Here is a 24,720-nt window from a genome sequence, read left to right on the forward strand (position 1 = left end):
TGGCGCTGTAGAGGGCTAGCAGGTCGTTGAAAAACGTAGGCGAGGCAGCCAGTGCAATACCGATGGCGGCCCCACAAAAACAGGCGAAAAACGGCCTGGGTCGCGACCGACTTTACGAGCTGTAAATGAGCATTTTGATCGGACTCGCGCACGAGCCTGTTTTTAACGCAGCAATGGCAACGCAGGTAGTTTTTCAACCGCCTGCTAGAGGCACAGAGGTGGGAGTCAGGGAAAGAACCGCCCCCTGAGCAGAGGGGGCGGCAAGTTGCTGGGTATCAGGTACGCAGGATCTCGTTGATCGCGCTGGGTTTGGGACGTAGCGCGCTGAACACCTGCCAAAGCACGAACGCCAGGGCCAAGCCGAGGAAGGTACCGGCAATCGGATTGGTGAAGAACTCGGCGAAGCTGCCGTCCGACAGCATCAGGCCTCGGCGCAGGTTGGTTTCCGCCATCGGCCCGAGGATGAAGCCGATGATGAACGGCGCCGCTGGCATGCCGGCCTTGACGAAGGCGTATCCGAGCAGACCGAACAGCAGGATCGACCAGACGTCGAACAGGCGGCTGGACAGGCCGAAGGCACCGACCACGCACAGCACCAGAATGATCGGCAGCAGGATGTGCTTGGGCACGTCGAGCAGCTTGATGAACAGGCGCAGGCCGTAGAACTCCATGAACAGCATCATCACCGTGGCGACGATCAGCGCGGCGAAGATGGTGTACACCAGCGGACCTTGGCTGATGAACAGCAGCGGGCCGGGCTGGATGCCGTGGATCAGGAAGCCGCCGAGCATGATCGCGGTGACGGTGTCGCCGGGAATGCCCAGGGTCATCAGCGGCATCATGGCGCCGCCGATACCGGCATTGTTGGCCGTCTCGCTGGCGACCACGCCGCCTATGTTGCCCTTGCCGTAAGTGTGCCCGTCTTTCGCGCGCTTCTTGGCGATGATGTAAGACACCAGGTTCGAGGTACCGGCGCCGATGCCCGGCAGGATACCGATGCCCAGGCCGATCAGGCCGGAGCGACCGGCGTTGGGCAGTTGCTCGCGGAACTCCTTGAGCGAGAAGCCGAAGCCCTTGATGTTCTTCATGCTCACCGACTTGGCCTTGCCCTGCACGGCATGGCGGCCGGTTTCGGCGAGTTTGATGATCTCGGCGACGGCGAACATGCCGATCATCACTGCCAGCATCGAGAAACCGCCGTTGAGCTCACTGACGCCGAAGGTAAAGCGGCGCACTGCCTCGACCGGGGCGATACCGACAGTGGACACGGCGATACCCAGCGCACCGGCGAACAGCCCCTTGACCATGGAACCGGCCGACAGGGTGGCGATCAGGGTCAGGGAGAACACCGCGATGGCGAAGTATTCATGCGGGCCGAAGCTCAGGGCCACCTTGGCCAGCTGCGGGGCGATGAACATCAACGCGACGATACTGAAGATGGTGCCCAGAAAGGAAAACACGATGCCGACGCCCAGCGCCTTGACGCCGTGGCCCTGTTCCATCAGCGGGCCACCATCGAACACGGTGGCGATTGATGACGGCGTTCCTGGAATCTTCAGCAGAATCGCTGAAATCAGCCCGCCCGAGGTCGCACCGATGAACAGTGCGACCAACAGCGACAGCCCTGCCTGCGGGCCCATGGTGAAGGTCAGCGGCAGGCATAGTGCTACAGCCATGGTCGCGGACAGACCGGGTACCGCGCCGAAGACGATGCCCATGGCCACACCGACGGCCATCAGCATCATGATGTTCAGTGAAAAGACGGCACCGAAGCCTTGCTGCAGTAATTCGAGCATGGTCGATCCTCAGATGTAGTTGTTCAGCAGGCCAGCGGGCAGCAACAGGTCGAAGGCCTCGCGGAACAGCAGGAAAATGAGCGCAGAGCAGATAACGGCGATCAGCAGATAGGTCAGATGTCTGGCTTTCTGGTTTACCGGCGTCAGCACGAGGAACTGCAGATAGAGGTAAACCACGGTCATGATCGGGAAGCCCACAGGGCCGAGCAGGGCCATGTAGCCGAGGATCAGGCCGAGAGTCTTGAGGACGGTCTTGGGTTCTATGACTTCAGCCGGTCGCTCTTCAGCTTCTGTCGGCACCGGACTTGCGGGTTCGGCGGCAACCTTGGGTTTGGCAAAGGCGCTGACCAGTTGCATCAGGCCAAGCAGAGACAGAAATCCGGCCAGCAGTTTCGGCACCGTGGCCGCATCGACACCGTCATGCCCAGGTAGCTGTTGTGCCAGAACCAGGTAGGTAAGGCTGGCGCCGAGCATGGCAATGCCGATGATCAGTTCTTTCTTGTTCAGGGTGTTCATCGTGTACCTCGATGTTCTGAGGCGCAGCGCCGGCCCGAATCGCTTGGGCCGGCGCTGCGTTATGGCTTACTTGGCCTTACGCAGCTCATCCTTGAACTGCATGAAGTCTTCGCGGGTCTTGGCCAGAATCTGCTTGGCCTCTTCGGTGCCGTAGAACGCGACCGGTTGCTTGAATTTCTTCAGGTCTTCGGCGTAAGCAGGTTTCTCAGTGATCTGCTTCATGATGTCAGACATCTTCTTCACGATCGCCGGGTCGGTGCCTTTCGGGAAAGCCACGACGTAGGGCTTGTCCATGGTGATGTCGAGGCCTTGCTCCTTGAGGGTCGGAACCTCGCCGAGCATGGCGTTGCGTTCCTCGTTGGGCTGGCCCAGTGCGACCATCTGCCCGCCCTGCACGTAGTCCTGTACGGAGCCATAGGTGATGGCGCCCATGTCCAGACGACCACCGAGCATGCCGACCACGCGGTCGGATACGGTGCCACCGTCGACCATCTTCAGTTTGGCGCCGGTGAGTTTTTCCAGCATCAGGCCCTGGATGTGCGAGAAGCTGCCCATCTCGGTGCCGTAGGTGATGCTGCCGGGGTTGGCTTTCGATTTGTCCACCAGGTCCTGCATGCTGGTCACGCCGGATTGTTTGGAGGCAACGAATACGGTGCTCTTGTCGACGCCAGCGATGCAGGAAACATCGAAGGTCTCGAAGCTGTCTTCGGTCAGACCGGCGACTTCGTTGACGATCAGCTGGCCCGGATGGGTGAAGAGGATGGTGTTGCCATCCGCCGCTGCGCCCTTGACCTGTTCGGCTGCCAGGGTGCCACCACCGCCAGCGACGTTGGTCACCACCATGGTCTTGCCGGTGATCTCGTTGAAATACTTGGCCATCATGCGGGCGTTGAAGTCGGTGTCGCCGCCGGGGTTGGCGATCACCACGACCTGCACCGGACGAGTCGGCCATTTGACCTCATCGGCGAAGGTGGCGGAATGAGTGGCCAGGGCACCCATGCCGACCAGGGCAGAAAGGAGGGAGGCGCGGAATGTTTTTTTCATTGGAATACTCCGGGGTTGGATAAAAGCCGCGTGAGTCAGTCGCGGCCGAGGCTGGGACGTTTCGGGTCGTACTGCCAACCCGGAACCAGGTACTGCATGGCCATGGCGTCGTCACGCGCGCCGTTGGCCACCTTCTTGTAAAGCTCGTGAGCGGCCATGATCCGCTGCATGTCCGGCTCGATGCCGAGGCCGGGCTTGTTGGGGACCTCTACCTGGCCGCCGATGATCTGCAGCGGCTCGCGAGTCAGGCGCTCTTCGCCTTCCTGCCAGATCCAGTGGGTGTCGATGGCGGTGACGCGGCCTGGTACGGCCGCGGCGGCATGGGTGAACATGGCCAGGGAAATGTCGAAGTGGTTGTTCGAATGCGAGCCCCAGGTCAGGCCGAATTCCTCGCACACCTGACCGAGACGCACGGCGCCCTGCATGGTCCAGAAGTGCGGGTCGGCCAGTGGAATGTCCACCGCCTCGAGGCGCAGCGAGTGACCCATTTGCCGCCAGTCGGTGGCGACCATGTTGGTGGCGGTAGGAATGCCGGTGGCACGCTTGAACTCGGCCATGATCTCGCGGCCGGAATAGCCGTTCTCCGGGCCACAAGGGTCTTCGGCGTAGGCCAGCACATGGTTCTGGCCCTGGCACAGGGCGATGGCTTCATCTAGCGACCAGGCGCCGTTGGGGTCGAGGGTGACGCGTGCATCGGGGAAGCGCGCCTTGATCGCGCGGATCGCGTCCATCTCCTCGGCGCCATGCATCACGCCGCCCTTGAGCTTGAAGTCGCTGAAGCCGTAGCGTGCATGGGCGGCCTCGGCCAGGCGGGCGATGGCCTGCGGTGTCATCGCGGCCTGATGGCGCAGGTGATACCAGTCGTCCGCCGAACCTTTGCCGGCGAGGTAAGGCAGGTCGGTGCGCTGGCGCTCACCTATATAGAAGAGGTAGGCGAGCATCGGCACATGATCGCGTTGCTGGCCGCTACCGAGCAGTTCGGCCACTGGCACGTCGAGGTGCTGGCCGAGCAGATCGAGCAGGGCAGCCTCGACCGCGGTGATCACGTTGTCCAGGCGCAGGTTGATCTCGTGGGGCTGCTTGAGCACGCGTGCTTCGGATTCGGATGTGACCTGATGCTGGGTGGTCTGAGGCCCTTTGGCCGGCCCGGCGATGGCCTGGCGCAGGCTATTGAGCACGCGGTTGTAGCGGCCGACCGGTTGGCCGATCACCAGCTCGCGGCAGCGTTCCAGTGCCTGGCGGATGCCTTCGCCACCGGGAACCTCGCCACAGCCGATGCGCCCGGCATTGTCCTTGAGCAGCACCAGATTGCGGGTGTAGTAGGGGGCGTGGGCGCCACACAGGTTGAGCAACATGCTGTCATGGCCGGCTACCGGGATGACCTGCATCTCGACTATCTGAGGTGTGCTGTTGCGGGAGGCTTCGTACATCTTGGCAGGGGCTCCAGACTTGGTGCGGCCCTCGGCCGCAATGGCGAAGGTACGGTTCAGTCGTGCACCGGGATCAGCAGGCGATCCGCGCTGCAATGGATGAGAGCGTGAGCAAAGATGGCAACGAAGCCAGTGCAGGCTGTGCTGTTCTGGCGAGTGCGCACAGCGATGTGGCGATGCGCACGTTGGCAGCAGGTAGCGGCAGTGAAGGTCTGTGACATGACCTGGCCTCGTTTGTTTTTATTGGAATGTCATAGGTTGTCGTATGACTTGGTGAAATTAGTACCAGCCTGTTCCTGACCTGTCAACGCTGCTCATGGCTAATGATGATTGCGCTGCCATTTCTTCTGGCGTGATCATGGAGCCTGCTCTAGTCTGAGCTTTGCGCTTGTGTTGCGGTTTTCCGGCGAGGCGGGCGAGGGCGGGTAAATCTTCGACGAACGGACGATATAAAAACTGGTGTTTTTTTTTGTTGTTGTACGATAACGTATCTCTACAGCTGCGGCTGACGCTATTCCTCACAACTCGCTTTACTAGGGTGTTCGCATAATGAATCCACAAGAACTTAAGTCCATCCTCTCCTCTGGTCTGCTGTCTTTCCCGGTGACCGACTTCGATGCCGCCGGTGATTTCAACCAGGCTGGCTACGTACGCCGCCTCGAGTGGCTGGCGCCTTACGGTGCTTCCGCTCTGTTCGCTGCCGGCGGTACTGGCGAGTTCTTCTCCCTGGCGCCGGACGAATACAGCGCCGTGATCAAGACTGCCGTAGATACCTGCGAGAAGTCCGTACCTATCCTGGCTGGCGTCGGCGGCCCGACCCGCGTGGCCATCCAGATGGCGCAGGAAGCCGAGCGCCTGGGTGCCAAGGGCCTGCTGCTGCTGCCGCACTACCTGACCGAAGCCTCTCAGGACGGCGTCGCCGCTCATGTCGAGCAGGTGTGCAAGTCGGTGAAGATCGGCGTGGTGATCTACAACCGCAACGTCTGCCGCCTCAATGCCACCCTGCTGGAGCAACTGGCCGAGCGCTGCCCGAACCTGATCGGCTACAAGGACGGCCTGGGCGACATCGAGCTGATGGTGTCGATCCGTCGCCGCCTGGGCGAGCGTCTGACCTACCTCGGCGGCTTGCCGACCGCTGAAGTCTACGCTGCGGCCTACAAGGCCCTGGGTGTACCGGTCTACTCCTCGGCCGTGTTCAACTTCATCCCGAAAACCGCCATGGCCTTTTACCGCGCCATCGCCGCGGAAGATCACGCCACCGTTGGCAAACTGATCGACGATTTCTTCCTGCCGTACCTGGACATCCGCAACCGCAAGGCCGGTTATGCCGTGAGCATCGTCAAGGCCGGTGCCAAGATCGTTGGTTACGATGCCGGCCCGGTACGTGCGCCACTGACCGATCTGCTGCCGGACGAGTACGAAGCCCTGGCCAAGCTGATCGAAGCGCAAGGCGCGCAGTAACACCGCAGGTGGCCGCTCGCTTCGGCGAGCGGCCCAGTCGCGCTCCGGCAGGCCGGGCGCGACCGCGTTGAACCATTGTCGAACCCGCATAAGAACAACAGGGTAACGCTCATGACTTCACAGATTCCTGCCGCTGTCGGCACTCCGCTGATCACCGAGCTGCAAGTCGTACCGGTCGCCGGTCAAGACAGCATGCTGCTCAACCTGAGCGGAGCCCACGGCCCGTATTTCACCCGCAACATCCTCATTCTCAAGGACAGCGCCGGCCATGTCGGTGTCGGCGAAGTCCCCGGCGGCGAGGGCATTCGCAAGACCCTCGAAGACGCTCGCTCGATCCTTGTCGGCCAGCCGGTCGGCAACTACAACGCATTGCTCAATCAGGTACGCCACGCTTTCGCTGATCGCGATTCCGGCGGTCGCGGCCTGCAGACCTTCGACCTGCGTATCACCATCCATGCCGTCACCGCGTTGGAGTCGGCGTTGCTCGACCTGCTCGGCCAGCACCTCGGTGTGCCGGTGGCTGCACTGCTTGGCGAAGGCCAGCAGCGCGATGCGGTGGAAATGCTCGGTTATCTGTTCTTCGTCGGTGACAAGGACAAGACCGATCTCGGCTACCGCGATGAGCGCGATGCCGATGACACCTGGGAGCGTGTGCGCAACCAGACTGCGCTGACTCCGGAAACCATCGTCCGCCAGGCCGAGGCCGCGCATGCGCGCTACGGCTTCAATGACTTCAAGCTCAAGGGCGGTGTGCTGCATGGCGAGGCCGAAGTCGAGGCGATTCGTGCCCTGGCCGCGCGCTTCCCGAACGCGCGTGTGACGCTCGACCCCAATGGCGGCTGGTCACTGGATCAGGCCATCGCCTTGTGCCGCGACCTGCATGGCGTGCTGGCCTATGCCGAAGACCCCTGCGGCGCCGAGAACGGCTACTCCGGTCGTGAAGTGATGGCCGAGTTCCGCCGTGCCACCGGTCTGCCCACCGCGACCAACATGATCGCGACCGACTGGCGGCAGATGGGCCACACCATTTCCCTGCAATCGGTGGATATCCCGCTGGCCGACCCGCACTTCTGGACCATGGCCGGTTCCGTGCGCGTGGCGCAGATGTGCAACGACTGGGGCCTGACCTGGGGCTCGCATTCGAACAACCACTTCGACATCTCCCTGGCCATGTTCACCCACGTCGCCGCGGCGGCACCGGGGCGCGTGACCGCCATCGATACCCACTGGATCTGGCAGGACGGCCAGTACCTGACGCGTAACCCGTTGCGCATCGAAGGTGGTCTGGTGCAGGTGCCGAAAACGCCGGGCCTCGGCGTCGAGTTGGATTGGGATGCGCTGGCCAAGGCGCACGAGCTGTACCAGGCCAAGGGCCTGGGCGCGCGCGACGACGCGGTGGCCATGCAGTACCTGATTCCGGGCTGGACCTTCAATAACAAGAAGCCCTGCCTGGTGCGTTGAGCCTGGCCTGACGCCGTTCCGTGATCTTGCGGTCCCGTAGGGTGGGCTTTAGCCCACCTTGACTACAACCGGTGGGCTGAAGCCCACCCTACGGGGTGTTCGCCGCGGCCTACGGGCTCAGCCTTTCCTTCTGTCTCACGAGCCTTGCCGATGCCAGATGCCAAACCGGGTCGTGTGCGCTACAGCATTCTGCTGATGCTGTTTCTGGTCACCACCATCACCTTCGCTGATCGCTCCAGCCTCTCCGTCGCCGGTTCGGCGATGCAGGCCGGTCTGGGCATCGACGCGGTGACGCTCGGCTACATCTTCTCTGCATTCGGCTGGGCCTACGTGATCGGGCAGATTCCCGGTGGCTGGCTGTTCGATCGCTTCGGCACCAAGCCGGTGTACACCCTGGCGCTGTTCGTCTGGTCGGCGCTGACCCTGCTGCAGGGCTTCGTCGGCTGGCTGCCGACCACCTGGGCGGTGACCTCGATGTTCCTGCTGCGGCTGCTGGTGGGTTTTGCCAGTGCACCGTGTTTTCCCGGCAACGCGCGGATCATCGCTTCCTGGTTTCCCACTGCCGAGCGCGCTACTGCCACGGCCATTTCCAGTTCGGCGCAGTATGCCGCCACCGCGCTGTTCGCTCCGCTGATGGGCTGGGTGGTGCAGGCGATGGGTTGGCAAGCGGTGTTCGTCGTGCTTGGTTGCCTGGGTCTGGCGCTGTCGTTTGTGTGGCTCAAACAGCTGCACGGCCCGCGTCAGCACCCGCGTATCGAAGCAGCCGAGCTGGCACACCTGGAGCGAGGCGGGGCGCTGATCGATCTGGAAGGGCAGCGTGGCGGTAGTGGCGGCTCGCAGTGGCGCTATCTGGGTTTATTGCTGCGCCCGCGCACGATGATTGGCATCTACCTTGGCCAGTATTGCAACAACGCCATTACCTACTTCTTTCTCACCTGGTTTCCCGTGTACTTGGTGCAGGCGCGTGGCATGAGCATCCTTGGCGCCGGTTTCGCAGCGGCGCTGCCGGCTATCAGCGGTTGCGTCGGTGGTGTGCTCGGCGGGCTGCTGTCCGACGGCATGGTGCGCCGCGGCCACTCTCTGACCCTGGCGCGCAAGCTGCCGATGGTGCTCGGTCTGTTGCTGTCGAGCGCCGTGGTGCTGTGCATCTATGTCGAGAGCGACACGGCCGTGGTGGCGCTGATGGCCCTGGCCTTCTTCGGCAAGGGCCTCGGCTCGCTGGGCTGGACGCTGGTGGCCGACACCTCGCCACGGCAGATCCTTGGCTTGTCCGGCGGGCTGTTCAACACCTTCGGCAACCTGGCAGCGATCACCACGCCAATCGTCATTGGCTACCTGGTCAGTCATACCGGTTCTTTCGATGGGGCATTGGTCTATGTCGGCCTCAATGCCCTGCTGGCGGTCGTCAGCTTCGGCCTGATCGTCGGCCAAATTCACAGGGTCGAGCTGGACGCCACGTCTGGCTCGACATCCTGAACGCACAACAGGAGCACGTGTCATGCAGTTGATTCCCCATCAGGATTCGCCTCGTTACATCCGCCTGCACCCGACCGACAACGTCGGCGTGGTGGTCAATGACCAGGGTGTCGCCGCTGGCGGCCAGTTCGATGATGGCCTGACGGCTATCGAAGGCATCCCGCAGAGCCACAAGGTGGCGCTGGTGGATATCGCCGAGGGCGGCGAGGTGGTGCGTTATGGCGAAGTGATCGGCTATGCGCTCAAATCCATCGCCGCCGGCAGCTGGGTCACCGAGCAGGTGCTGCGCATGCCTGAGCCGCCGGTTCTGGACAACCTACCCAAGGCGACCATCAAGACCGCACCCGGCGAGCCGCTGGAAGGCTATAGCTTCGAAGGCTTCCGCAACCCGGACGGCAGCGTCGGTACCCGTAACATCCTCGGCGTGACCACCACGGTGCAGTGCGTGGTCGGCGTGCTCGATCATGTGGTCGAGCGCGTGCGCAAGGAAATCCTGCCCAAATACCCCAATGTCGACGACGTGGTGGCGCTGTCGCACAGCTACGGCTGCGGCGTAGCGATCAACGCGCCGGACGCGGTGGTGCCGATCCGTACCCTGTACAACATCAGTCGCAACCCCAACCTGGGCGGCCAGGCGCTGGTGATCAGTCTCGGCTGCGAGAAGCTGCAGGCCAACCAGTTGATGGATGGCGACCAGCTCACCAACGGCATGGACGAGGAAGACTGGCTGTTCCGCCTGCAGGATTCCGGCACCGGGTTCACCGGCATGGTCGAGCAGATCATGGGCATGATCGAGGATCGCCTGAAGGTGCTCGACCAGCGTCGCCGTGAGCGTGTACCGGCCTCCGAGCTGGTGGTCGGCATGCAGTGCGGTGGCAGCGACGCCTTCTCCGGCATCACCGCCAACCCGGCCCTGGGCGTGGCCGCCGACCTGCTGGTGCGCGCCGGCGCCACGGTGATGTTCTCCGAGAATACCGAGGTGCGTGACGGCATCCATCTGCTCACGCCGCGCGCCGCCAGCGTCGAGGTGGCCGATGCGCTGATCCGCGAGATGGACTGGTACGACCGCTACCTGCAGCGTGGCATGGCCGACCGTAGCGCCAACACCACGCCGGGCAACAAGAAGGGCGGGCTGAACAACATCGTCGAGAAGGCGATGGGTTCCATCGCCAAGTCCGGCAACAGCCCGATTGCTGGCGTCGCCTCCCCGGGCGAGCGCATTCGTGGCAAGGGCCTGTGGTTCTGCGCCACCCCGGCCAGCGACTTCATCTGCGGCACCCTGCAACTGGCTGCCGGGATGAACCTGCACATCTTCACCACCGGTCGCGGCACGCCCTATGGCCTGTCCATGGTGCCGGTGATCAAGGTGGCCACACGCACCCAACTGGCCGAGCGCTGGCCGGACCTGATCGACGTCGACGCCGGGCAGATCGTCTCCGGGCGCATGACGCTGGAGGAAATGGGCTGGCATATCTTCCAGCTCTATCTGGACGTGGCCAGCGGTCGCAAGCAGACCTGCGCCGAGCACCTGCGCCTGCACAACGATCTGGTGCTGTTCAACCCGGCGCCGGTGACCTGAGATGAGTGGCCTGTCCGATGATCTGCTCCAGGCGCTGCGCGAGGTGGTCGGCGAGGCTGGCCTGATCACTGACGCCGAGCGCATGCAGAGCTATCTGAGCGACTGGCGCGGCGCCTATCGCGGCCAGGCGGCTGCAGTGCTGCGGCCTGCCTCGACCGAGGAGGTTGCTGCGGTGGTGCGTCTGTGCGCGCAGGCCGGCGTCGCCCTGGTGCCGCAGGGTGGCAATACCGGCCTGTGCGGTGGCTCTATTCCGGACGACTCCGGGGCGCAGATCGTGCTGTCGCTGACGCGCATGAAGCGTATCCGCGCAGTGGACGTGGGCAATGAAACCATCACCGTCGAAGCGGGGGTGATCCTGCAGCAGTTGCAGGAGACCGCCGCCGAGGTCGGCAGGCTGTTCCCGCTGTCGCTGGGCGCCGAGGGTAGCTGCACGGTCGGCGGCAACCTGGCGACCAATGCCGGCGGCACCGCGGTACTGCGCTACGGCAATATGCGCGACCTGGCCCTGGGCCTGGAAGTGGTGATGCCCGATGGGCGCATCTGGGATGGCCTGCGCGGGCTGCGCAAGGACAATACCGGCTACGATCTGAAGCACCTGTTCATCGGCAGTGAGGGTACGCTGGGCATCATCACCGCCGCCGTGCTCAAGTTGTTTCCCGCCGTGCGCAGCCTGACCACCGCCTGGGTGGCTCTGCCCAGCCCGCAGGCAGCCGTCGAGTTGATCGGGCAGATGCGCAGCCTGTGCGGCGACCGCCTGACCGGCTTCGAGCTGATGTCGCGACAGAGCGTCGAGTTCGTCCTGCGCCATGTCACCGGCGTCAGCGATCCCTTCGCCGAAGCGCATCCCTGGTACGTACTGATCGAACTGAGCGATACCCAGCCCAATGCGCCGTTGAACGAGATGCTCGAGCAGGGCCTCGGCACCGCCTTCGAGCAGGGCGTGGCGCTGGATGCCGTGGTCGCCGCCAGCGACGCCCAGGTGCGCGCCTTGTGGGCACTGCGCGAGGGCATCTCGGAGGCGCAGAACCACGAGGGGCCGAGCCTCAAGCACGACATCAGTGTGCCGGTCAGCTGTATTCCCGACTTCATTGCGCGTACCGACCAGGCGCTGCAACTGGCTTTTCCTGGCGTCCGTATCGTGGCCTACGGGCACGTCGGCGACGGCAACCTGCATTACAACATCAGCAAGCCAGTCGGCGCCGAGGATGGCCCGTTCAAGGCGCAGGCTGAGGCGATCATGCGGGTGATCTACGATCAGGTCCTGGAAGATGCCGGTAGCATCAGCGCCGAACATGGCCTGGGCCAGTCCAAGCGTTTGGCCGCGCAGCACTACAAGGCGCCGTTGGAACTGGAGTTGATGGCCCGCGTCAAGCAGGTGCTGGATCCGGCCGGGCTGATGAATCCGGGCAAATTGCTGTAACAGGCCGTTGATAAACGTAGGCGAGGCAGCCAGTGCAATACCGATGGCGGCCCCGCAAATACAGGCGAAAAAGCGGAGTTTACGAGCTGTAAATGAGCATTTTGATCGGACTCGCGCACGAGCCTGTATTTAACGCAGCAATGGCAACGCAGGTAGTTTTTCAACAGCCTGGTAAGTCGTACAGTCGAGACAGGAGGAACAATGAGCAAACCCAAGGTGCTGCAGATCGGCCCGCTGAGCGAGCGTTTCAACCGCGAGCTGGCTGAGCAATACGAGGTCAGTGCGCTGTGGCAACAGGCCGAGCCGCTGACGTTCCTGCGGGAACAGGGCGAGCAGTTCATCTACATGGTGTCCTCGGCACGCTTCGGCTGCACGGCTGAGCAGTTGGCGCTGCTGCCGAATCTGCGCGCCATCTGCAGTTTCGGTGTCGGCTACGATCCCTATCCGCTGGAGCTGCTGCGGGATCGCGGCATCGTGCTCAGCACCACGCCGGACGTGCTCAACGACTGCGTGGCCGACCTGGCAATGGGCCTGATGATCGACAGCGCTCGGCGCCTGTCCGAGGCGGATCGCTTCGTGCGCAGCGGCGCCTGGAACAGCACCACGGGTTTCCCGCTGGCGCGACGGGTCAGCGGCAAGCGCCTGGGTATCGTCGGTCTCGGCCGCATCGGCGAGGCGGTGGCACTGCGTGCCTCGGGTTTCTCCATGCCGGTGCGTTACCACAATCGCCGTGCGGTCGAGGGCAGTCCTTACCAGCACGAGCCGGATCTGCTGGCGTTGGCGCGCTGGGCGGATTTCCTGGTGCTGACCTGCCCGGGCGGCAAGGCCACCCATCATCTGATCAACGCCGAGGTGCTCGAAGCACTTGGTCCGGATGGTTTTCTGATCAATGTGGCGCGCGGTTCGGTGGTCGATGAAGCGGCGCTGATCGCTGCACTGCAGCAGAAGGTAATCGGTGGTGCTGGGCTGGATGTTTTCGAGCGCGAACCCCAGGTACCGGCAGCGTTGCGTGAACTGGACAACGTGGTGCTGCTGCCGCACGTCGGTAGCGCCAGTGTCGAGACGCGCCAGCAGATGGCCGATCTGGTGCTGGACAACCTGCGCGCCTTCATCGCCACCGGCAGGTTAGTGACTCCGTTGTAGGGCGGGTGCAACCCGCCAACCAAGGCGGCGGGTTTCACCCGCCCTACGGCTTCGTGTGCATTCATGAAAGGCCGCTGAATACGCCGTGCGGCATCTGCAGCCTGGCCTATCGTCACGACGTCACAAGCGCCGTGATCGCTTCTTACCTCACCTGCAGCATCCCCGGCGCACCACAAGTGCGCCGTTTTTTCTCCTGTGCGCTGATGTCGGTGCCTCATGCCCTGTAAACTGTGATGTTTTCCGCAGGCAAGGACTCTCACCGTGCAGTCGGTCATCTCCATTTCGCAACTGAACAAGATCTATGCGTCCGGGCATCCGGCCCTGCAAGGCATCGACCTGGACATTCGCCAGGGCGAGATATTCGCTTTGCTCGGCCCCAACGGCGCCGGCAAGACCACCCTGATCAGCATCATCTGCGGCATCGTCAATCCGGGTGAGGGCAGGGTGCTGGTCGGTGGCAAGGACATCGTCCGTGACTACCGTGCTGCCCGCTCGCAGATCGGCCTGGTACCACAGGAACTGGTCAGCGATGTGTTCGAAACCGTCTGGGCGACGGTCAAGTTCAGTCGTGGCCTGTTCGGCAAGAAGCCCGACCCGGCCTACCTGGAGCAACTGCTCAAGGACCTGTCGCTGTGGGACAAACGTAACGCCAAGATCATGGAGCTGTCCGGCGGCATGAAGCGCCGGGTGATGATCGCCAAGGCGCTCTCCCACGAGCCGCAGATTCTCTTCCTTGACGAGCCTACCGCTGGCGTCGACGTGGAACTGCGCCGCGACATGTGGAACATGGTCAGGCGCCTGCGCGAGCGTGGCGTGACCATCATTCTGACCACCCACTACATCGAGGAGGCCGAGGAGATGGCCGACCGTATCGGGGTGATCAGCAAAGGCCGGATCATTCTGGTGGAAGACAAGCAGGTACTGATGCACAAGCTGGGCAAGAAGCAGCTGACCCTGCACCTGCAGCAGCCGCTGTCCTGCGTGCCGGCCGAGCTGGCGCGCTATGGCCTGGAGCTGGCCGATCAGGGCCATGCCCTGGTGTTCACCTTCGACGCCCAGCACGAGAACACCGGCATCGCCGAACTGCTGCGTGATCTGGCGCAGCATGGCATCGACTTCAAGGATCTGCAGTCGAGCCAGAGTTCGCTGGAGGAGATTTTCGTGTCACTGGTCTCAGGCCGATGAGACGCTACTGCGCTCGCCCAGGCTGCGTTGAAGTCAGGCTCGGCCTGCTCATGTACAACGCGTACACTCCGCGGCCTCGCCTGACTTCGCCTTGCCTGACCTTCGCTCGCTACGCCTCTCAGCGCCCTGAAATGGAGATTTGCGCATGAACCTGTACGCCATCAAGGCCATCTACCTGTTCGAGCTGGCGCGCACCTGGCGCACCCTGCTGCAGAGCATCGCCACGCCGGTGATCAGCACCTCGCTGTATTTCGTGGTGTTCGGCTCGGCCATCGGTTCGAGCATGACCCAGGTGCAGGGCGTCAGTTATGGTGCCTTCATCATTCCGGGTCTGATCATGCTGGCACTGCTGACCGAGAGCATTTCCAACGCCTCGTTCGGCATCTACATGCCCAAGTACTCGGGGAGCATCTACGAGCTGCTGTCGGCGCCGGTGTCCTATCTGGAGATTCTGATCGGCTATGTCGGCGCGGCGGCGACCAAGTCGGTGATCCTCGGCCTGATCATCCTGCTCACGGCGCGGCTGTTCGTCGATTTCGAGATTCAGCACCCCATCTGGATGGCGGCGTTCCTGGTGCTGACGGCGCTGACCTTCAGCCTGTTCGGCTTCATCATCGGCGTCTGGGCCGATGGCTGGGAGAAGCTGCAGATCGTCCCGGCGCTGATCGTCACGCCGTTGACCTTCCTCGGCGGCGCCTTCTACTCCATCAGCATGCTGCCGCCGGCCTGGCAGACGGTGACCCTGTTCAACCCGGTGGTGTACCTGATCAGCGCATTCCGCTGGAGCTTCTACGGCGTGTCTGACGTCAATGTCGGCGTCAGCCTGGCCATGGTGCTGGGCTTCCTGGCGCTGTGCATCCTGCTGGTGGGCTGGATCTTCAAGACCGGTTACCGGCTCAAGAGCTGAGCTTGGCATTCGCGGCTGAAGCCGCTCCTCGTCTAAGCCTGTAGGGCGGGTGCAACCCGCCATGAATAGGTGGCGGGTTGCACCCGCCCTACGGGAGGCGCTTCAGCGGCGACTGATTTCGAGTCGTCGCGGCTAAAGCCCCTCCCACAGAATCAGCCTTCGTCACTTCACCCGCAGTTCGCACTCGAAGGTTTCTGCCGGTGGCACGTTCTGCTCCCACGGTTGCTGGTAGGTCAGCAGCAGGCGACCTTCGCCTGGCTCGCGCGCGGTGAAGCGCCAGGTGGAAATACCGCCAGCGCCCACCAGTCCGGCGTCTTCGGGATTGCTGTATACCTCGGGGCCGAGGCTTTGCAGCACGTTCGCCGCGCCATCACGGACTTCCCAGCGAAAGCCGGTGGTGGGGTTGCTGGGCAGGCTGAGAATCAGTTGCTGGCCCTTGTTCAGCGTCAGCGGGCACTGCCGGTCCTTCTTCAATTCCAGCGTGCCGGATTGATGGGCGCAGGCCGTAAGCAGGGCCAGGGCGGGCAGGGTGAGCAGGCGCAAGGTGGCATGCATGACGAACTCCAGTCGACGAAACCTGGCCCAGCATAGCGGCATAGACCTGTCGGTGGCGACCGTAGAGGTGCGCGGTTTGCTGTAGGAGCGAGCTCTGCTCGCGAATGTCGGCGGGCCTGAAAAGCTTCGCCAGCAGAGCTTGCTCCTACATACGCCTCTTTAGTCGAACAGCACTTTCGCCACATCGCCGTAGCGCTTGGCGAAGTGCACGGTCAGGCCTTCCTTGAGGTAGTCCGGCAACTCCTCGTAACTGCCGCGGTTGGCCTCCGGCAGGATCAGTTCGAAGATCTTCTGCCGCCGCGCCGCGATCACCTTCTCGCGTACGCCGCCGATGGGCAGCACCTGGCCGGTCAGGGTCAGCTCGCCGGTCATGGCCACGCCCTTCTTCGGCGCCTGGTTGCGCGCCAGGGAGAGCAGGGCGCTGGCCATGGTGATGCCGGCGCTGGGGCCGTCCTTGGGCGTGGCGCCTTCCGGTACGTGCAGGTGGACGAAGGCCTGGTCGAAGAAGGTCGGGTCACCACCGAACTGTTTCAGATGCGAGCTGACGTAGCTGTAGGCGATCTCCGCCGACTCCTTCATGACGTCACCGAGCTGGCCGGTAAGCTTGAAGCCGCGATTGAGCGTATGGATGCGCGTCGCCTCGATCGGCAGGGTAGCGCCGCCCATGCTGGTCCAGGCCAGGCCGGTGATCACCCCGGTGCCGGCCAGCACCCGCTCGTTGCGGAATACCGGCATGCCGAGGGCTTCCTCGAGATCCTTGGCGCCGATGCGGATCTTCGCCTCGGGATCGTCCAGCAGTTTCACCACCGACTTGCGCACCAGCTTGCCCAGCTGTTTCTCCAACTGGCGTACGCCGGCCTCGCGGGCATAGCCCTCGATCACCGTGCGCAGCGCCGCATCGCTGATGGACAGGCGCGCTTTCGGCACGCCAGCTTTCTCCAACTGCTTGGGCCACAGGTGGCGCTTGGCGATGGCCAGTTTTTCCTCGGTGATGTAGCCGGACAGGCGGATCACCTCCATGCGGTCGAGCAGCGGCCCGGGGATGGAATCGAGGGTATTGGCGGTGCAGACGAACAGCACCTTGGACAGGTCCAGGCGCAGGTCCAGGTAGTGGTCGAGGAATTCGACGTTCTGCTCCGGGTCCAGCGTTTCCAGCAGCGCCGAGGCGGGGTCGCCCTGGTAGCTGGTGCCCATCTTGTCGATCTCGTCGAGCATGATCACCGGGTTCATCACCTCGGCTTCCTTCAGTGCCTGCACCAGCTTGCCGGGCATGGCGCCGATGTAGGTGCGGCGATGGCCCTTGATCTCCGCTTCGTCACGCATGCCGCCTACCGAGAAGCGATAGAACGGCCGGCCGAGGGATTCGGCGATGGACTTGCCGATGCTGGTCTTGCCCACGCCGGGCGGGCCGACCAGCAGCACGATGGAGCCGGCGATCTCACCCTTGAAGGCGCCGACGGCCAGGAACTCAGTGATGCGCTGCTTGATGTCGTCCATGCCGGCGTGGTGCTTGTCCAGCACCTTGCGCGCGCGGCCCAGATCGAGCTTGTCCTCGCCGTGGATGCCCCAGGGCAGGGCGGTGGCCCAGTCCAGGTAGTTGCGCGTGACAGCGTATTCTGGCGAACCGGTTTCCAGGATCGACAGCTTGTTCAGCTCCTCGTCGATGCGCTTCTGCGCCGGTGCGGGCAGGGTCTTGCCTTCGAGGCGGGCGAGAAATTCCTCACGGTCGGCACTCTTGTCATCCTTGCTGATGCCCAGTTCCTGCTGGATCAGCTTGAGCTGCTCCTTGAGGAAGAATTCACGCTGGCGTTCGCCGATCTGCTTGTTGACCTCCGCCGACAGCTCTTTCTGCAGGCGGCCGACCTCTACTTCCTTGCGCAGCAGCGGCAGCACCTTTTCCATGCGCTTGAGCATGGGCACGGTATCCAGCACTTCCTGCAGCTCCTGGCCGGAGGCGGTGGTCAGAGCGGCGGCGAAATCGGTGAGTGGCGACGGGTCGTTGGGGCTGAAGCGATTGAGGTAATTCTTCAGCTCCTCGCTGTATAGCGGGTTGAGCGGCAGCAGCTCCTTGATCGCATTGATAAGCGCCATGCCGTAGGCCTTGACCTCGTCACGCGGATCGTTCGGTGGCTGTGGATATTCCACTTCGGCCAGGTACGGACCGCGGCGGCTGAGCCAGCCGCGAATACGCACGCGGGTCAGTCCCTGGGCGACGAACTGCAGTTTGCCGCCTTCCTCGCTGACGTGATGTACACGCACCAGTGTGCCGTGCTCTGGCAGGGTATCGAGGTCGAACTCGCCATGTTCGTCCGGCGGGGTGTCGACGAAGAATACCGCCAGGCATTTATGCTCGGTATTGCCGACGCGCGTCAGCGTGCGGCCCCAGGGCTGCTGGTTGACCATGACCGGCAGCACCTGCGCCGGAAAGAACGGGCGGTTGTGGATGGGGATGATGTAGAGCTTGTCCGGCAACAGCTGTGCGGGCAGTACCAGGCCGGTGCTATCGGCCTTGACGTGAACTTCGACAGCTTCGGGGGTGTTGTCCTGATCGTTCATGGAGCACCTTTGCGTGTACGTTGGTTGCTACATGGGGCGAGTGCAGGATTTTTTCAACGTTTCAGTCGAGGCTCAGGCGAATGCCTTGCAGGCGCTGCTCAATCAGTGGGGTGAGCAGGGCGAAGCACTCACCGGGCGCCAGGCGAATCTGTGCCGACTCGATCAGGTCACTCTGCAGGCGCTCGATCAGCGCGAGCAGATGCGAGTCCTGTTCCTGATCGAGCATGCGGTTGCAGAGAAAGCGCAGTTGCATCTGCAGCCCAGGCGGGCAGCGCTCGTAATTGGCCGCGCGTACCGCCAGGCCGCGCAGCCTGGCGAGGTCTTCGAGCGAGCGGCAGGCCTCGCCGAGCCCGCGAATTCTGGGGTGATGTTGACGGTAGAGGCGATCTTCGAGTTGTTCGATCACCGTCAGCAGTGTTTCGATCAGTCGGCAGTGGGCATCGAAGTCAGCGGGTTTGCGGCGCAACTGCGGCCAGTGTTGCTGCAGGGGAGGTAGTTGCATGCTGGCGCCGGGCCAGTTCAGCCAGAGCTGATCCAGCTGCTGCGCCTGCGCATTGCGCTGCGTGACGCTCGCGGCATCCTGCTGTGCGCCCAGTCCACGATGTTTCTGCAGGGCCTGAAGCAGGTCGAGGCAGCGCTGCACGATCTCGGTGTCCGCCTGTTTGCTGGCTTTCAACTGGCGATTTTCCGCGCGGTGGGTGAGCCAGTAGCTCAGTGTGAGCAGCACGACCAGCAGGGTCAGAAAAATGAGGGCGGCATCGCTCATCGGGGTTCGCTTGTCAGGGACGGTCGAAAGGAGCGAAGCAACTCTCCTGCCATTTGCCGGAGGCTGTGTAATGCGGTTCAGCGGGATTGATCGGGTGCACGGTAATAGGGCCTGAGGCTGTCCGGAGCTGTGATTTGGTGCGCTGGTTGCTATAGGTGCAACCATTTCGCTGATGGATGGTTGCGGCGTTTTCCCTGGGAAAGGAGTAAAGTGCAACCCTTGTTTCGTGCCGCCAGTCTTTTGCGATGCTGCAAGCCCGTGTGATCCGCCTGGATGAACAGGCCCATGAACATGCCCATGATCATCACCAATTGGTGATGTCCCTGGTCGGCCGCGCCGAATTCGAAGTCGGCGGCCGCGGTGGGGAAGTCTGCCGTATGCGCGCCTGCCTGGTGCCGGGCGATGCCGCCCACCAGTTCGCCGGCATGGGCGACAACCGCATGCTGATTCTCGACCTGGACGAACAGGATACCCCCAGCGAAGACCTGGAGCTGCTCCACCGTCTGTTCGAAACACCGCGTTATCCCGCCCTCGATGTCGATTTCCAGCACCTGCTGAGCTATGCCGGCGCAGAGCTGGAGCGCTATGGCAGCGACTCGATTCTGGCACGCTCTCTTGGCGGCGTATTGCTCCGAGCCCTGCATCTGCGCCTGTTTGGCGAACAACGCCGGCAGCCGCAAGGGGCGCTGGATCTGCAGCGCCTGGACGATTACATCGGTGAGCACCTGGCGCGGCGTATCAGCGTCGCCGAGCTGGCGCACGAAATGTGCCTGAGCCCCAGCCACTTCCATGCTCAGTTCAAGGACAGCGTCGGACTCACGCCACACCAGTACCTGCTTCAGACTCGCCTCGACCGCGCCGCGCGCATGCTGCGCGAGAGCAATCTGCCGCTGGTGCGTATCGCCGAGGAATGCGGTTTCTCCAGCCAGAGTGCGCTGACCACTGCCATGCGCCGCTATATGGGCCTGACCCCGAAACGTCTGCGCCGAGAATAGCGCCGCTGCTGGCCAATTGCCGCTGGCCGGTTTGCCGCCGGCCAGCTAGGCTATCACCTCAGTACGCCAAACTCGGTTGCCAGGACGGCATGTAATCCTATGAACGTCCGGCCTTCGGCTCGGGCCAAGGTACGCGCATGACTGGTTGCAATTCCCGCCTGCTCCCCCTCGTTCTGTTCGCCGCCCTGGTCCTGCCCGGCCTGGCGCATGCCGCGGCACTGCAGGCCGAGCTGGTGGATGCCGCCGGCCAGCCGCTGGCCGATGCGGTGATCAGCCTGCGCGGCCCGCTGCACGCGCCACAGGCATCGCCGCCGGCGCGCATGGATCAGCGCAACAAGCAATTCCAGCCCCATGTGCTGGCGGTGCGCACCGGCACCTCGGTGTCCTTCCCCAACAGCGACGACATCCGCCACCAGGTCTATTCCTTCTCGCCGGCCAAGCGTTTCGAGCTGCGCCTGTACCAGGGCACGCCGAGCGACCCGGTGCTGTTCGACAAGCCCGGGCTGGTGGTGCTCGGCTGCAATATCCACGACTGGATGCTCGGCTATATCTACGTCACCGACGACCCCTGGTTCGCCGTCAGCGACGAGCACGGCCGCGCGGCCATCGCCGAGTTGCCGGCCGGGCGCTACGCCGTGACCCTGTGGCACCCGGGCAACCCGCAGCTGCTGCCGCAGGCCGCCGGCGAGCTGCAGTTCGACGCCCAGGCGCCGCGCCAGCGGTTCGTCCTGGCCAGCAGCGGTCCTGCCGAGTCACCCGCGCCGCCGGCGCCGAGCGCGTTCGGCGAGGCCTTCAGGAAAGCCGCCGAAGATGCTGCGCAGTAGCTTCCAGGCGCGTATCGCCGGCGTCCTCATCCTGCTGTTGCTGGTGGTGATCGGCGCTCTCTATGTTGCGGTGAAGGCCGCCACCGATGCCGCAGTGCGCGCCCAGGCGCAGGAGCAGTTGAACGTCGGCAGCCTCGTCTTCGAGCAACTGCTGGCGCTGCGCAGTGACCAGTTGCAGCAGGCCGCCCAGGTACTGGCGGCCGATTTCGGCTTCAAGGACGCGGTGGCCAGCGGCGATGCGCCGACCATCCGCTCGGCACTGGCCAACCAGGGCGCGCGCATCAACGCCGACGCGGTGTTCCTGCTGGGGCTGGACGGCAGCCTGCAGGTGAGCACCGACCCGGGCATCGATGCCGAGGCGCTGGCCCGTCTCGACGGCCAGCTGCAGTTGCCGCGGCGCGACGGCCCGCGGCTGTTCCTGCTGCCCATCGGCAGGCAGATCTACCTGCTGGTGGATGCCACGGTGAGCGCGCCGCTGCCGATCGCCCGGGTGCTGATGGGCTTTGCCGTGGACCACGAATTCGCCCTGCAACTGCGCGAGCTGACCCACCTGGAGCTGAGCCTGGTGGCCAGTCGCGACGGCGCGGCGCCGACCTGGATCAGCACCTTGCCGGGCAGCGCCCAGGCCCTGCTAGAGGCGCAGATGGAGGTGGCCGGCGCGATGCCGCAGCGCCTCGACGACGGCGTCGAGCACTACTTCGGCCAGCACCTGCAACTGGCCAGCGGCCCCGGTTACCGGGTCGAGGCGCTGCTGCACAAATCTCTCGGCGAGGCCGAGGCGGCGTTCGCACCGCTGGATCGGCGCATCCTGCTGATCAGCCTGGGGGCCATGCTCGCCTCGCTGGTCGGCGCGCTGTTGCTGGCACGCAGCGTGTCGCGGCCGGTGCGCGAACTGGCCGCTACCGCCCAGCGCATCGGCCGCGGCGACTACCAGCAGCCGGTAGCCCTGGCTCGCAGCGACGAGCTGGGCCTGCTGGCGCTGGCGGTCAACGACATGCAGCGCGGCATCGCCGAGCGCGAGCGGCAGCTGGCACACAACGCCCTGCACGACGTGCTGACCGGTCTGCCCAATCGCACCCTGGCGCTGGAACGGCTGGGCAGCGCGATCACCGCCGGGCGGCCCACCGCGCTGCTGTACCTGGGCGTGGGCAACTTCGCCGCGATCAACGAGAGCTGCGGCCAGGGCGGCGGCGACCTGGCCCTGCAGCAGCTGGCTCGGCGCCTGCAAGCGACCCTGCGCCCCGGCGACAGCCTGGCGCGCCTGCTGGGCGACGAGTTCCTTCTGCTGCTGGAGCAGTGCGACGGCGACAGCGCGGTGGCCAGCGCCGACCGTCTGCATCAACTGCTGCTCAAGCCGCTGCGCATCGGCACGCAGGACGTCGCCCTGGACTGCCGCATCGGCATCGCCGCCTACCCGGCCGACGGCGACACGCCGGACGACCTGCTGCGCCGTGCGCGCATCGCCATGCAGGACGCTGCCCAGCAACCTGGTCGCCTGCAGCTCTACCAGCAGGGCCGCGACGCCGCCCAGCAGCGGCAGATCCGCCTGATCCGCGACCTGCGCCACGCCGCCGCGCAGGGCCAACTGCTGCTGCACTACCAGCCCAAGCTGGACATCCGCGAGGGTCGCGTGCGCCAGGCCGAGGCCCTGCTGCGCTGGCAGCACCCGCAGCTGGGCATGGTCTCGCCCGGCGAATTCATCCCGCTGGCCGAGCGCACCGGCAGCATCCAGCTGCTCACCGCCTGGGTCATCGAGGAGGCCCTGCGCCAGCTGCAGGAATGGGACGGGCGCGGCGTCTGGGTGCAGCTGTCGCTGAACATATCCACCGAGGACCTGCTCGACGTCGGTCTGCCGGCACGGGTCGGCGCGCTGCTGGCGCAGTACCGGGTGGCGCCGGAGCAACTGATCTTCGAGATCACCGAGAGCGGCGTGATGCTCGACCCCGAGCGCGCGCTGCGGGTGCTGCACGGCCTGCGCGGCTGCGGCATCGGCCTGTCGGTGGACGATTTCGGCACCGGCTACTCCTCGCTGGCGCAGCTCAAGCGCATGCCGGTGCAGGAGCTGAAGATCGACCAGAGTTTCGTGCGCGAGCTGGACGACCACAGCGAGGACTCGGTGATCGTCCGCTCGACCATCGAAATGAGCCACAGCCTGGGCCTCAAGGTGGTGGCCGAGGGCGTCGAACTGGCGCCCAGCCTGAGCCTGTTGCAGCGCTGGCACTGCGACACCGCGCAGGGCTACCTGATCAGCCGGCCGCTGGCCGCCGCGGCCTTCGAGGCCTGGCTGGCGCAACCCTATCATTCCCCCCTGGCCAAGGTGCACTGAAGCATGCGACTCGCTTATCTGTTGGGCCTGTGCCTGTGCGCCGAGCTGGCTGCTGCCGGCGAAGGCCGCCTGCTGGCCACCGGCGGCGCCACCAGCCTGGAAGGCGCCGCCGGCGGCGGGATCACGCCCTGGGCGGTGCTGGCCGGTTACGGCGAGCGCGGCGAGTGGGGCGCAGACGTGTTCGCCACCCGCGTCGAGACCGGCGACTACCGCCTCGACGTGGCCGGTGTGGCGGCGGCCTACGGCAACCGCATCGAGCTGTCTTATGCACGTCAGCGCTTCGACCTGGGCACCCTGGCCCGCGACCTGCGCCTGCCGGACAACAGCCTCAGCCAGGACGTGCTCGGCCTCAAGCTGCGCCTGGCCGGCGATCTGATCTACGACCGCCTGCCGCAGATTGCCCTCGGCCTGCAGCACAAGCGCCAGCGCGACTTCCTCGTGCCCAGCCTGGTCGGCGCGCAGCGCCGCGAGGACAGCGAAGGCTACCTGGCGGCCAGCCGGCTGATTCTCGGCGGCGCCTTCGGCTACAACCTGCTGCTCAACGCCAACCTGCGCTACAGCCGGGCCAACGAACTGGGCCTGCTGGGCTTCGGCGGCGACCGGCGCGACCGCCATTCCTGGCTCAAGGAAGGCTCGGTTGCGGTATTGCTGGATCGGCACTGGGCGGTGGGCATCGAGTACCGGGAAAAACCCGACAACCTGAGCTTTGCCGGCGAGAGCGACTGGGCCGATCTGTTCGTCGGCTACTTCCCGAACAAGAACCTGGCCCTGGTGCTGGCCTACGCGCGACTCGGCGAGATCGCCACGCTGGACAACCAGGACGGTGTCTACCTGTCCGTGCAGGGGAGTTTCTGAACGTGCGCCTGGCCATGCTCTGCCTGCCGCTGCTGCTGGCAGCCTGCGCCCAGCAGGCGCCGCGCGACGACGGCCTGTACCGCGCCCTGGGCGAGGAGCCCGGTATCGTGCGGATCGTCGAAGGCATGCTGCTGGGCAGCGCGCGCGATCCGCGCATCGCCCGGCACTTTCTCGACATCGATATCGAGCGTCTACGTGAGAAGCTGATCGAACAGCTGTGCTTCGAGAGCGGCGGCCCCTGCGTCTACACCGGCGACAGCATGGAGGAGAGTCACAAGGGCCTGCGCCTGACACCCAGCGACTTCAACGCCCTGGTCGAGCACCTGCAGGACGCGATGGAGGCCGAGGGCGTGCCGACGCCGGCGCAGAACCGCCTGCTGGCGCGCCTGGCGCCGATGCGCGGGCAGGTGATCGACCGCTAGTGC

General features: G+C 64.4%; 21 protein-coding genes. 13 read left to right on the plus strand and 8 right to left on the minus strand.

All coding sequences use genetic code 11. From position 1 onward, the window contains the following. Positions 1-275: 275 nt before the first annotated feature. The 5 genes from BLT86_RS00225 to BLT86_RS25880 form a co-directional block, all read right to left on the minus strand. Positions 276-1,796, minus strand: a complete 1,521-nt coding sequence (locus BLT86_RS00225) for a tripartite tricarboxylate transporter permease (protein WP_017678024.1) — start codon at positions 1,794-1,796, stop codon at positions 276-278. Positions 1,797-1,805: 9 nt separating this feature from the next. Further along, positions 1,806-2,312, minus strand: a complete 507-nt coding sequence (locus tag BLT86_RS00230) for a tripartite tricarboxylate transporter TctB family protein (protein WP_021488283.1) — start codon at positions 2,310-2,312, stop codon at positions 1,806-1,808. A gap of 66 nt (positions 2,313-2,378) precedes the next feature. Then, entirely contained in the window at positions 2,379-3,356 is a 978-nt protein-coding gene (locus BLT86_RS00235; RefSeq protein WP_092374099.1) for a tripartite tricarboxylate transporter substrate binding protein, read from the minus strand. 35 nt (positions 3,357-3,391) lie between these two features. Then, positions 3,392-4,786: an enolase C-terminal domain-like protein gene (locus BLT86_RS00240; protein ID WP_092374102.1), complete on the minus strand. Its 1,395-nt coding sequence runs from the start codon at positions 4,784-4,786 to the stop codon at positions 3,392-3,394. A 56-nt stretch (positions 4,787-4,842) separates the two neighbouring features. Further along, positions 4,843-5,007 (minus strand): hypothetical protein, encoded by a 165-nt coding sequence (locus BLT86_RS25880; RefSeq protein ID WP_167377310.1) that lies wholly within the window; start codon positions 5,005-5,007, stop codon positions 4,843-4,845. A gap of 328 nt (positions 5,008-5,335) precedes the next feature. Between BLT86_RS25880 and kdgD the strand changes: the two genes are divergently transcribed. The 8 genes from kdgD (at position 5,336) to BLT86_RS00280 (ending at position 15,418) form a co-directional block, all read left to right on the plus strand. Beyond that, the gene (gene kdgD, locus BLT86_RS00245) at positions 5,336-6,247 is read left to right on the plus strand and encodes a 5-dehydro-4-deoxyglucarate dehydratase (protein WP_045734322.1); all 912 of its coding nucleotides are present in this window, start codon (positions 5,336-5,338) and stop codon (positions 6,245-6,247) included. A gap of 111 nt (positions 6,248-6,358) precedes the next feature. Beyond that, the gene (gene gudD / locus BLT86_RS00250; RefSeq protein ID WP_092374105.1) at positions 6,359-7,708 is read left to right on the plus strand and encodes a glucarate dehydratase; all 1,350 of its coding nucleotides are present in this window, start codon (positions 6,359-6,361) and stop codon (positions 7,706-7,708) included. 150 nt (positions 7,709-7,858) lie between these two features. Then, complete coding sequence (locus tag BLT86_RS00255) at positions 7,859-9,184, plus strand: MFS transporter (protein WP_092374108.1); 1,326 nt, start codon at positions 7,859-7,861, stop codon at positions 9,182-9,184. A 22-nt stretch (positions 9,185-9,206) separates the two neighbouring features. After that, the gene (gene garD / locus BLT86_RS00260; RefSeq protein ID WP_092374111.1) at positions 9,207-10,763 is read left to right on the plus strand and encodes a galactarate dehydratase; all 1,557 of its coding nucleotides are present in this window, start codon (positions 9,207-9,209) and stop codon (positions 10,761-10,763) included. 1 nt (position 10,764) lies between these two features. After that, on the plus strand, positions 10,765-12,183 hold the full coding sequence (locus BLT86_RS00265) for an FAD-binding oxidoreductase (RefSeq protein WP_092374114.1): 1,419 nt from the start codon (positions 10,765-10,767) through the stop codon (positions 12,181-12,183). A 201-nt stretch (positions 12,184-12,384) separates the two neighbouring features. Then, positions 12,385-13,326: a 2-hydroxyacid dehydrogenase gene (locus BLT86_RS00270; protein WP_017678014.1), complete on the plus strand. Its 942-nt coding sequence runs from the start codon at positions 12,385-12,387 to the stop codon at positions 13,324-13,326. A gap of 261 nt (positions 13,327-13,587) precedes the next feature. Further along, on the plus strand, positions 13,588-14,511 hold the full coding sequence (locus tag BLT86_RS00275; RefSeq protein WP_017678013.1) for an ABC transporter ATP-binding protein: 924 nt from the start codon (positions 13,588-13,590) through the stop codon (positions 14,509-14,511). Positions 14,512-14,656: 145 nt separating this feature from the next. Continuing rightward, on the plus strand, positions 14,657-15,418 hold the full coding sequence (locus BLT86_RS00280; RefSeq protein WP_017678012.1) for an ABC transporter permease: 762 nt from the start codon (positions 14,657-14,659) through the stop codon (positions 15,416-15,418). A gap of 162 nt (positions 15,419-15,580) precedes the next feature. Here BLT86_RS00280 and BLT86_RS00285 read toward each other — a convergent pair whose 3' ends face one another. The 3 genes from BLT86_RS00285 to BLT86_RS00295 form a co-directional block, all read right to left on the minus strand. Beyond that, positions 15,581-15,973, minus strand: a complete 393-nt coding sequence (locus tag BLT86_RS00285; RefSeq protein ID WP_017678011.1) for a protease inhibitor I42 family protein — start codon at positions 15,971-15,973, stop codon at positions 15,581-15,583. A gap of 159 nt (positions 15,974-16,132) precedes the next feature. Further along, positions 16,133-18,529 carry an endopeptidase La gene (lon, locus tag BLT86_RS00290; RefSeq protein WP_092374117.1) on the minus strand — a complete coding sequence of 799 codons (2,397 nt, stop codon included), beginning with the start codon at positions 18,527-18,529 and terminating at the stop codon, positions 16,133-16,135. Between the two features lie 61 nt (positions 18,530-18,590). Beyond that, a complete protein-coding gene (locus BLT86_RS00295; protein ID WP_064494210.1) occupies positions 18,591-19,295 on the minus strand; it encodes a hypothetical protein in 705 nt (234 codons plus the stop codon). Positions 19,296-19,540: 245 nt separating this feature from the next. Here BLT86_RS00295 and BLT86_RS00300 point away from each other — a divergent pair, with 245 nt between their 5' ends. The 5 genes from BLT86_RS00300 to BLT86_RS00320 all read left to right on the plus strand — a co-directional run bounded on the left by BLT86_RS00300 (position 19,541) and on the right by BLT86_RS00320 (position 24,717). Continuing rightward, positions 19,541-20,290, plus strand: a complete 750-nt coding sequence (locus BLT86_RS00300) for a helix-turn-helix domain-containing protein (protein WP_017678008.1) — start codon at positions 19,541-19,543, stop codon at positions 20,288-20,290. Between the two features lie 137 nt (positions 20,291-20,427). Continuing rightward, positions 20,428-21,114: a methylamine utilization protein gene (locus BLT86_RS00305; protein WP_092374120.1), complete on the plus strand. Its 687-nt coding sequence runs from the start codon at positions 20,428-20,430 to the stop codon at positions 21,112-21,114. Further along, positions 21,101-23,440 (plus strand): putative bifunctional diguanylate cyclase/phosphodiesterase, encoded by a 2,340-nt coding sequence (locus tag BLT86_RS00310; RefSeq protein WP_075745947.1) that lies wholly within the window; start codon positions 21,101-21,103, stop codon positions 23,438-23,440. The genes BLT86_RS00305 and BLT86_RS00310 overlap by 14 nt, the downstream gene beginning before the upstream one ends. A 3-nt stretch (positions 23,441-23,443) precedes the next feature. Continuing rightward, on the plus strand, positions 23,444-24,295 hold the full coding sequence (locus BLT86_RS00315) for a DUF3034 family protein (RefSeq protein WP_017678005.1): 852 nt from the start codon (positions 23,444-23,446) through the stop codon (positions 24,293-24,295). 14 nt (positions 24,296-24,309) lie between these two features. Further along, positions 24,310-24,717: a group I truncated hemoglobin gene (locus tag BLT86_RS00320; protein WP_186351437.1), complete on the plus strand. Its 408-nt coding sequence runs from the start codon at positions 24,310-24,312 to the stop codon at positions 24,715-24,717. Positions 24,718-24,720: the final 3 nt, after the last annotated feature.

The sequence above is a fragment of the Pseudomonas sihuiensis genome, from assembly GCF_900106015.1.
Classification (GTDB): domain Bacteria; phylum Pseudomonadota; class Gammaproteobacteria; order Pseudomonadales; family Pseudomonadaceae; genus Aquipseudomonas; species Aquipseudomonas sihuiensis.

Bases quoted from the DNA above. Each gene is read 5' to 3' on its own strand.
- gudD (WP_092374105.1), top strand. From the start codon at position 6,359: ATGACTTCACAGATTCCTGCCGCTGTCGGCACTCCGCTGATCACCGAG.
- BLT86_RS00235 (WP_092374099.1), bottom strand. From the start codon at position 3,356: ATGAAAAAAACATTCCGCGCCTCCCTCCTTTCTGCCCTGGTCGGCATG.
- BLT86_RS00320 (WP_186351437.1), top strand. From the start codon at position 24,310: ATGCTCTGCCTGCCGCTGCTGCTGGCAGCCTGCGCCCAGCAGGCGCCG.
- garD (WP_092374111.1), top strand. From the start codon at position 9,207: ATGCAGTTGATTCCCCATCAGGATTCGCCTCGTTACATCCGCCTGCAC.
- BLT86_RS00240 (WP_092374102.1), bottom strand. From the start codon at position 4,786: ATGTACGAAGCCTCCCGCAACAGCACACCTCAGATAGTCGAGATGCAG.
- BLT86_RS00295 (WP_064494210.1), bottom strand. From the start codon at position 19,295: ATGAGCGATGCCGCCCTCATTTTTCTGACCCTGCTGGTCGTGCTGCTC.
- BLT86_RS00285 (WP_017678011.1), bottom strand. From the start codon at position 15,973: ATGCATGCCACCTTGCGCCTGCTCACCCTGCCCGCCCTGGCCCTGCTT.
- BLT86_RS25880 (WP_167377310.1), bottom strand. From the start codon at position 5,007: ATGTCACAGACCTTCACTGCCGCTACCTGCTGCCAACGTGCGCATCGC.
- BLT86_RS00280 (WP_017678012.1), top strand. From the start codon at position 14,657: ATGAACCTGTACGCCATCAAGGCCATCTACCTGTTCGAGCTGGCGCGC.
- lon (WP_092374117.1), bottom strand. From the start codon at position 18,529: ATGAACGATCAGGACAACACCCCCGAAGCTGTCGAAGTTCACGTCAAG.
- BLT86_RS00315 (WP_017678005.1), top strand. From the start codon at position 23,444: ATGCGACTCGCTTATCTGTTGGGCCTGTGCCTGTGCGCCGAGCTGGCT.
- BLT86_RS00305 (WP_092374120.1), top strand. From the start codon at position 20,428: ATGACTGGTTGCAATTCCCGCCTGCTCCCCCTCGTTCTGTTCGCCGCC.
- kdgD (WP_045734322.1), top strand. From the start codon at position 5,336: ATGAATCCACAAGAACTTAAGTCCATCCTCTCCTCTGGTCTGCTGTCT.
- BLT86_RS00300 (WP_017678008.1), top strand. From the start codon at position 19,541: ATGCTGCAAGCCCGTGTGATCCGCCTGGATGAACAGGCCCATGAACAT.
- BLT86_RS00265 (WP_092374114.1), top strand. From the start codon at position 10,765: ATGAGTGGCCTGTCCGATGATCTGCTCCAGGCGCTGCGCGAGGTGGTC.
- BLT86_RS00225 (WP_017678024.1), bottom strand. From the start codon at position 1,796: ATGCTCGAATTACTGCAGCAAGGCTTCGGTGCCGTCTTTTCACTGAAC.
- BLT86_RS00230 (WP_021488283.1), bottom strand. From the start codon at position 2,312: ATGAACACCCTGAACAAGAAAGAACTGATCATCGGCATTGCCATGCTC.
- BLT86_RS00310 (WP_075745947.1), top strand. From the start codon at position 21,101: ATGCTGCGCAGTAGCTTCCAGGCGCGTATCGCCGGCGTCCTCATCCTG.
- BLT86_RS00255 (WP_092374108.1), top strand. From the start codon at position 7,859: ATGCCAGATGCCAAACCGGGTCGTGTGCGCTACAGCATTCTGCTGATG.
- BLT86_RS00270 (WP_017678014.1), top strand. From the start codon at position 12,385: ATGAGCAAACCCAAGGTGCTGCAGATCGGCCCGCTGAGCGAGCGTTTC.